The organism is Streptomyces sp. NPDC058157, assembly GCF_042884105.1.
Classification (GTDB): domain Bacteria; phylum Actinomycetota; class Actinomycetes; order Streptomycetales; family Streptomycetaceae; genus Streptomyces.
In genome coordinates this window covers 1-3,686 of the sequence record NZ_JBHVUQ010000289.1, presented here as the reverse complement: position 1 = coordinate 3,686, position 3,686 = coordinate 1, and the positions used below count along the sequence as shown (strand labels likewise).

5 protein-coding genes and 1 pseudogene are annotated in these 3,686 nt (G+C 74.5%); 3 read left to right on the top strand and 3 right to left on the bottom strand.

All coding sequences use genetic code 11. The features are described 5' to 3' along the window. A pseudogene (locus ACFVXK_RS35845) lies at window positions 1-137 on the top strand (maleylpyruvate isomerase); the annotation flags it as partial. A 178-nt stretch (window positions 138-315) separates the two neighbouring features. Next, window positions 316-807: a GNAT family N-acetyltransferase gene (locus ACFVXK_RS35840; protein ID WP_389620682.1), complete on the top strand. Its 492-nt coding sequence runs from the start codon at window positions 316-318 to the stop codon at window positions 805-807. Between the two features lie 25 nt (window positions 808-832). Here ACFVXK_RS35840 and ACFVXK_RS35835 read toward each other — a convergent pair whose 3' ends face one another. Then, window positions 833-1,654, bottom strand: a complete 822-nt coding sequence (locus tag ACFVXK_RS35835) for a DUF2182 domain-containing protein (protein WP_389620680.1) — start codon at window positions 1,652-1,654, stop codon at window positions 833-835. Window positions 1,655-1,785: 131 nt separating this feature from the next. Here ACFVXK_RS35835 and ACFVXK_RS35830 point away from each other — a divergent pair, with 131 nt between their 5' ends. Beyond that, the gene (locus tag ACFVXK_RS35830; protein WP_389620677.1) at window positions 1,786-2,439 is read left to right on the top strand and encodes a DUF1326 domain-containing protein; all 654 of its coding nucleotides are present in this window, start codon (window positions 1,786-1,788) and stop codon (window positions 2,437-2,439) included. Window positions 2,440-2,445: 6 nt separating this feature from the next. On the opposite strand, the gene ACFVXK_RS35825 is transcribed toward ACFVXK_RS35830, so the two are convergent. Together ACFVXK_RS35825 and ACFVXK_RS35820 are read right to left on the bottom strand one after the other, a co-directional pair. Then, window positions 2,446-2,997, bottom strand: a complete 552-nt coding sequence (locus ACFVXK_RS35825; RefSeq protein ID WP_389620674.1) for a hypothetical protein — start codon at window positions 2,995-2,997, stop codon at window positions 2,446-2,448. Beyond that, window positions 2,994-3,686, bottom strand: a 693-nt coding sequence (locus ACFVXK_RS35820; RefSeq protein WP_389620672.1) for a molybdopterin-dependent oxidoreductase, incomplete at its 5' end; no start/stop codon positions are given. The genes ACFVXK_RS35820 and ACFVXK_RS35825, both read right to left, overlap by 4 nt.

The window sequence follows — 3,686 nt, the reverse complement described above, 5'->3', positions numbered from 1 at the left end:
TCGCCGGCTCCCCGTTCCCCGCCTCGTTCCCCGACCGGGACGCCCTGCTCGTCGGCACCGGCCGCCGCACCCCGACCGCCGCCGAGCGGGCGGCGCTCGGCGCCCTCGCCGCCAGGCTCCCGCTGGTGCTCGGCTGAGACGGCACCAGACCGACCGCGCGATCCCCGCCTCGCGCAGCGTGGTCCCGACCCGCGTCAGGAAGTCGTTCCGATCGGTCGTGCCCCCGGCACGGCCCGGCCCGGCGCCCGCGGCCCGCGCGGGGGGCCCGGAAATCGCCGTGCGGTGCGGTCGCCGCGCGTGGTATTCCTCCGTGTCATGGGCGATCTGGCGACCGAGCGGCTCGTGCTGCATCCGATGACCGTCGGCGAGGCCGAGGCCGTCGTGGCGGGCGCGCCGGGCGACGGTGCCCGCTGGGCGCCCGGATACCCCGACGACGGGGACGTCCTCGCCGCCGGGCGTTTCCTGGACACCTGTGCGGCCACCGGTGATCCCCACCCGTTCGGCAACTACGAGATCCGCCTCCGGGAGGACGGCCGGGCGGTCGGCGGCGTGGGATTCCACGGGCCGCCGGACGAGACCGGCGGCGTCACCGTCGGCTACGGCCTCGTCTCCTCGGCCCGCGGCCGCGGATACGCCTCCGAAGCCCTCCGCGAACTGCTGCGGCTCGCGCGTGCCCGGGGCGCCGCCCGTGTGCGGGGCGACGCCGACCTCGACAACCTCGCCTCGCACCACGTGATGACGGCGGCGGGCATGCGGCCGGTCGGCCACGACACACGCGTCAGGTACTTCGAGATCGCCTGGGAGTGAACGGACCGCCGGTGGGACGGGCCCGTCACATCGGAGCCATCGGAGCCGTCGAACCCCTCAGGCCCGGCAGCATCCAGTCCTGGAACGGTGCGAGCACGGCCAGCACCAGGAACGCGATCCCGACCACCCGGGAGAGCCACCGCCCCCGGTACCAGAGCTTCTCCAGGAAGATCAGGACCGAGACCCCCGCCATCGCCGCGAGGTTCATGACACCCAGCGGGACCAGCACGACCATCAGCGCCCAGCAGCAGCCGACGCAGTACGCACCGTGGTGCAGCCCCACCCGCAGATCGCGCAGCCACGGCCGGTACGAGGCGTACCGCAGCAGCTGGGCCATGGGGCTGCGGCAGTGCCGCAGGCAGATGTCCTTGAGCGGGCCCAGCTGGTACAGCCCGGCCAGGGCGAAGGCGGTCGCCCCGATCCACCTCCCGGCGTCCGGGTCCCGGTCGACCAGGCCGCCGGTGAGCGCCAGGGCGCCGTACGCGAGCAGCCCGAACGCCGTCCACGCGATCAGGTAGCCGGCGAGGAAGGCGGTGGTGCGCAGCGCCCGCACCGCACCGCCGGCCTGGCGGGCGATGCCCCGGGCCCAGGTCACCGCGACGGGGGCGACGGAGGGCAGCATCATCGCCGCCATCATGGCCGCCCACAGCAGAAGGAACAGCGGCAGCGCCATTCCCATCGTGCCGGGTCCCACCCCCATGCCCCGTGCCTGGTCCACGGTGAGCGCCCAGGCCAGAGCGGCGATCACGACGATCAGTGCCCAGGCCACGACGAGCTCACGGACCGGCAGCAGCACCCCCGCCCGCAACGGATGGTCCCCGGTCTGCGGCCGTTGCACCGTACGCATGACGTACTCCCATCGGACCCCTCCAGCACAGCACGGATCCCGAGGACGGCAACCCCTCCGGCCACTGGTGCGCCCGGGCGGCCCGGGCGCACGATGGAGGTGGGGACGTGGCTGTGGGAGGAGTGAGAGCGATGGCTCAGGCGGCAGAGGCCGTGCCGGCCTGGCGCCTGGCGGGCGACTGGTTCGACGTGTGCAAGTGCGACATCCCGTGCCCGTGCTCGTTCGCCCAGCCGCCGACCACCGGCGACTGCGAAGGCATCCTGGTGTGGCACATCCGCGAGGGCACCTACGGCGACGTCCGGCTGGACGGGCTGAACATGGTGATGCTCGGCTCGTTCACCGGCAACATCTGGGCGGAGCACTCGGATTCGTACGCGGCGTTCGTCTTCGACGAGCGGGCCGACCAGGGGCAGCGGCAAGCCCTCCAGATGATCTTCAGCGGGCAGGCGGGCAGCTGGCCGGAGCAGTTGGTGACCATGGGCGCGTTCGAGGTCCGGGGCATGGACTTCGCGCCCGTCGAGGTGGAGATCGCCGACGACCTGTCCACCTGGCGGGCCGGTGTGCCCGGGATGTTCGAGGCCCGTGCCGAGGCGCTCACCGGACCGACCACCCCGGACGGTGTCCGCGTGCAGTCGACCAACCTGCCGGGCTGCGAGACCGGCCCCGGTCAGCTGGCCACCTGGGGCCGCGCCGTCACCGACCGGGCCGACGCCTTCGGTTTCACGTGGAACCGTACCGGCAAGTCCAGCAAGACCATCACCTTCGACTGGTCCGGTCCCACCTGAACCCCCTCAGCGGGACCCGGCGGCCGGTCTGCGCCGCGCGGCGCGGCGGGCTCTGGCCCGCGCCCTGCGCGCGTCCCTGCCCCCGTGCCACAGCCGCACGGCGAGGACGGCCGCCGACGCGGCGAACAGGCAGGCGGTGATCAGCAGCCACCGCCCCAGGAACACGTCCGACGGCAGGCCGGTACTGAGCGTGAAGTGGTCGACCCGCCCCAGGACCAGCGGCCAGTACACGAGGAGCAGGACGCCGGAGACGAAGGCGGGCACCCGGACGTGGTTGACGCCGGGGCGCGGCGCCCGCACCCCGTCCGCCGCGCCGTGCCCCAGGAGCCGCTGGGCGGCCAGGTCCGCGAGCGCGTACAGCGGGAGCAGCACGAGGTCGTGCAGGAGCGCGGCCCCGACGAACCACACGGCCACCCCGAGGGTGTCGCCCTCCAGCAGCCGCACACCCGCGTAGCAGGCCAGGGCGAACGAGGCCAGCAGGACGAGCAGATGCAGCGGGGAGGAGCCGTAGCGGCGGCGGAAGCCGGCCGGGGCGGTGGCGGCGGCGGGCTGCTTCATGAGGGCTCTCCGAAGGTGAGGCGGGTGACCCACTTGGTGTTGTGGACGCCGGGTGCCCCGGGGATGATCACCCGGGCCGGGTAGCCGTGGTCGGGGGACAGGGCCGCCCCGTTGACGCGCACGGCCAGCAGCGAGCGGGCGTCGCGGACCTGATGGCCGCTCAGGACGACGGAAGCGAACGAACCGCCCCGCTGGACGGACTCGACCAGGACCTGCGGGGTGTCCGTGCCCAGGCCGACGAGAGCGGCCAGGTCGGTGAGGCGGACGCCGCTCCAGAGCTGGTCGGCGGTCGACCAGCCCTCCACGCAGGCGATGGGCAGCAGGGCCTCGTTCTGCGGGAGCCCGAGCAGCCGGGCATGGGTGAGGTCGACCTGCCGGCCCCCGCCGCGCACGGTCAGCCGCCAGGCCGGGCCGGTGTCGCTGGGGCGGATGCCGACGGAGGCGGCCGTCTTGTTGATCTGGAAGCCGTTGGGGCCGGAGCCCGGTTCCTGGCCGTGCGGTGCCAGCAGGGCCGTCCGGCGGAACCAGCCGCCCACGCTCTGACCGGCGGTCACGACGAGCAGCGCGAGGGAGCCCAGCCCGACCAGACCCAGCGCGCCCCGCCGCGAGATCGTGGGCGCGGCCGGGGCGGGGGAGACCAGGCCGGCCGCCTCCTCGCTGTCCGGGGCCGGCTGCCGGGGCCCGGCGCG